The sequence below is a fragment of the Collinsella aerofaciens genome, assembly GCF_039752985.1.
In the GTDB taxonomy this organism is placed as follows: domain Bacteria; phylum Actinomycetota; class Coriobacteriia; order Coriobacteriales; family Coriobacteriaceae; genus Collinsella; species Collinsella aerofaciens_BT.
In genome coordinates, this window is sequence record NZ_JBDMHA010000114.1 from 1 (window position 1) to 2,879 (window position 2,879).

Below are 2,879 nucleotides of genomic sequence, written 5' to 3' on the forward strand. Positions count from 1 at the left end.
GCTATAAGGCTGCTGTCGATGCTGCCGCTGGTCTCAAGGCTGCCCTGAGCGATGCCGATGCCAAGCTGTCCGACGCCAACGACGCCTATGCCGCTGCACTGGCCGAGCTCGGAGATGCCAAGGATGCCTTGGCTGCCGCTCAGGCCGAGTACGACAAGTATCATCCCAAGGCTGAGCCGCAGGCCAAGCCTCAGGTTGCGCAGGCTGCTGCAAAGGCCCCCGTTGCCAAGAAACAGGCTGCGCCTGCCGCGCTCGCCCAGACCGGTGATGACTCCGCGCTTGCGGGCGAGGTCTTCGTTATCGGCGGTATTACGCTCGTGGCTGCGGGCGTGACGCTGGGCGATCGTCGTCGCAAGCACATGTAGTGATTCGAGCGTCGGCTCTGCAACGAACTCCAATTCATAACGGGACCGTCTCGTTAGCCAAACGATAAGGCCGACGCGCTGTTAAACGCAGCGCGCCGGCCTTTCTTTGTTTCGATATCAAAAAGCCCGGTCGGCAGCCGCAAAAGCTACCGACCGGGCAAATCGTAGGCAATATGGTCGCTGTCGAGCAACTGCTCGACTTAGCCCAGCAGGCTCAGGCCAACAGAGACAAACGCCAGGATAACGCCGACGATGGACTCGCCGCCGAGCAGGCCGCTGGCGACAACCAGGCCCTGTTCCTGGAAGGCGGCGTCCTTGGCAGCCCTCTCCTCGTCAGAAAGACCAGCGGTGGCGTCGCGGTGGGCGGACCACTTGTCGTAGGCGAGCTTGACGCAGGAGCCCAGGAATGCCGTGAGTGACATGTAGAACGGCAGGTACACGCCCAGGCCGATCATCATGGCCGGAATGCCGAGCCAGTACATGACGATGCCGGCGATAAAGCCGCCAACGAACCACGGCACGCTCGGGATGCCCGAGACCATGGTGGCGACGACGCTTGCCTGCGCGGCAACAAAGCTCTTGTCGGGGCCAAAGGCGTCCGGGCCATAGGCGGTGACGAGCGCGACCATGACGGCTGCGGCGACCAGGGCGCCCACGATGCCGCCAATGGCTTGGCCGATCCACTGCGCACGCGGGTTGGTGCCCAGCACGGCGCCGGCCTTAAAGTCGTTCATGACGTCGCCCGCAAGGCCGCACGCCACGGCCACGATGCCGGCGATAAAGAACAGCTTTACCTGAGCGATCTGCGCGAAGGCTGCCACGATGAGCATAACGATGAGGCCAAAGATCTCCATGGGGTCGATGCCCGTCTGGCCGCAGCTCTGTGCGCTCATGATGGTGGTGACAAAGGTGAACAGCGTCACGATGACGGCCGGAACGGGACCAAGGTCAAGCACGATGGCGATGATCACGGCGATGGCGGCAGCGCCCAGGCCGATGATGCCGGCGTCGAGCTTAAGGGAGCCCGAGATGAGCGATTGCTCGTCGGTGTCGGTGGAGCTGTCGGCGGCAAGACCGCGGACGATGCCGGCGACCTGCGGCAGGATGTCCTTGAGGACGACGGCGACGCCAAAGCCCATCATGAGGCCCATGCCCAGGGACTTGACGATGCCCTGCGCAGTCACAACGTCGAACAGACCGGCAGTGGTGCCGCCCACGATGATGCCAAAGTTGCCCAGCAGGGCGCCGGCAAACCAGAAGGCGACCGGGGCGAAGCCCACGAGGAAGCCGACGGAGAGCAGCATGGGCGAGTTGTAGATGCCAAAGGTCACGCCGGGAATGTTGAGCGTGCATAGCATGCTGGGTACCACGCCCAGGGCGTCGCGCAGCACGCTGTAGATGCCTGCGATGGCCATAGAGCCAAAGAGCTGCTTGCCGGTCTTGCCGCCGGCCTCGGTGGCGCGCAGGGTCTGAGCTGCGGCGTTGCCGGTGGGGAACTCAAGCGCGGCGTCTACGATAAAGTGACGGTGGATGAGCGCGGTGGCCAGCAGGCCCAGGATGGTGCCGGCGAGTGCCACGATAAACATGTCGAGCCAGCTGATCTGATCGGCATAGCCCAGCATCCAGGCGCCCGGGATGGTAAACGCCAGGCCGCCGGCGACCATGGCGCCCGCGGACATGATGGTGTGGGTGACGTTGGCCTCGTTGAGGCTGGCATTGCCCATGAGCTTAAGGAAGAACAGCGAGATGACGGCAGCGAAGACGATCGGCCAGGGGAGGGCGCCCATCTTGAGGGCCGTGTAGGCCGAGCTTGCCGTGATGATCACGCAGCCAAGGACGCCGATGACGACACCGCGCAGCGTGAGTTGCCCGCGCATCGAGGCGCGGTTCGAGGGATTGCTCATCATAAAACTCCTTTGCGTATATCCGCTTCCCCCGGGAGCGCCGTTACGGATACGGCGCGGGAAGTCGGGTTACCAAGGGCCGCCGCGTGAGCTCGCGTGCGACCGCGCACCAGTATAGCCGCAAGCTAGTCATTTTGGGATGACTGGTTTAGGTAGGCGATATACTGCTGGGCAGACGAAAGGAGCGCCGGCGATGCTTAATGGGTGCGCATATATATTGACGGTCGACGTGGGCAACACGTTCATTCGCTTTGGCCTGTTTGCAGAGGATTCGGCCGCGGCGCAGGAATGTCCGCTTGCGACGTGCGAGATCACCACGCCGTCGAGCATCACAGCGGACGAGGCGCGCATGCGTCTCGTGCAGGTCATGGCCGCACTGGCGGCCGATGCGGGCATGCCGGGTGCGCTTGTGCCCGCGGCTGCCGTGCTGAGCTGCGTGGTCCCGGCGCTCGAGCGCCCGTGGAAGGTAGCGCTTTCCCGTACCTGTACGGGGCGCGTGCTCACCGTAGGGCCGGGACTTAAGACCGGCATGCCCGTGCACTACGATGACCCGGCCGAGATCGGCCCCGACCGCATCGCCGATGCCGTGGCGGCCCGCGCCGTCTACGGC

At 64.3% G+C, this 2,879-nt stretch carries 2 protein-coding genes and 1 pseudogene; 2 read left to right on the forward strand and 1 reads right to left on the reverse strand.

Annotation, left to right across the window (positions count from 1 at the left end; all coding sequences use genetic code 11):
• A pseudogene (locus ABHR76_RS09810) lies at positions 1-365 on the forward strand (CAP domain-containing protein); the annotation flags it as partial.
• Positions 366-565: 200 nt separating this feature from the next.
• Here the strand turns inward: ABHR76_RS09810 and ABHR76_RS09815 are convergent.
• Complete coding sequence (locus ABHR76_RS09815) at positions 566-2,269, reverse strand: OPT/YSL family transporter (protein WP_346977610.1); 1,704 nt, start codon at positions 2,267-2,269, stop codon at positions 566-568.
• Positions 2,270-2,462: 193 nt separating this feature from the next.
• On the opposite strand from ABHR76_RS09815, the gene ABHR76_RS09820 reads away from it, so the two are divergent.
• Positions 2,463-2,879: type III pantothenate kinase (locus tag ABHR76_RS09820; RefSeq protein ID WP_346977608.1), on the forward strand; the 417-nt coding region annotated here is incomplete at its 3' end.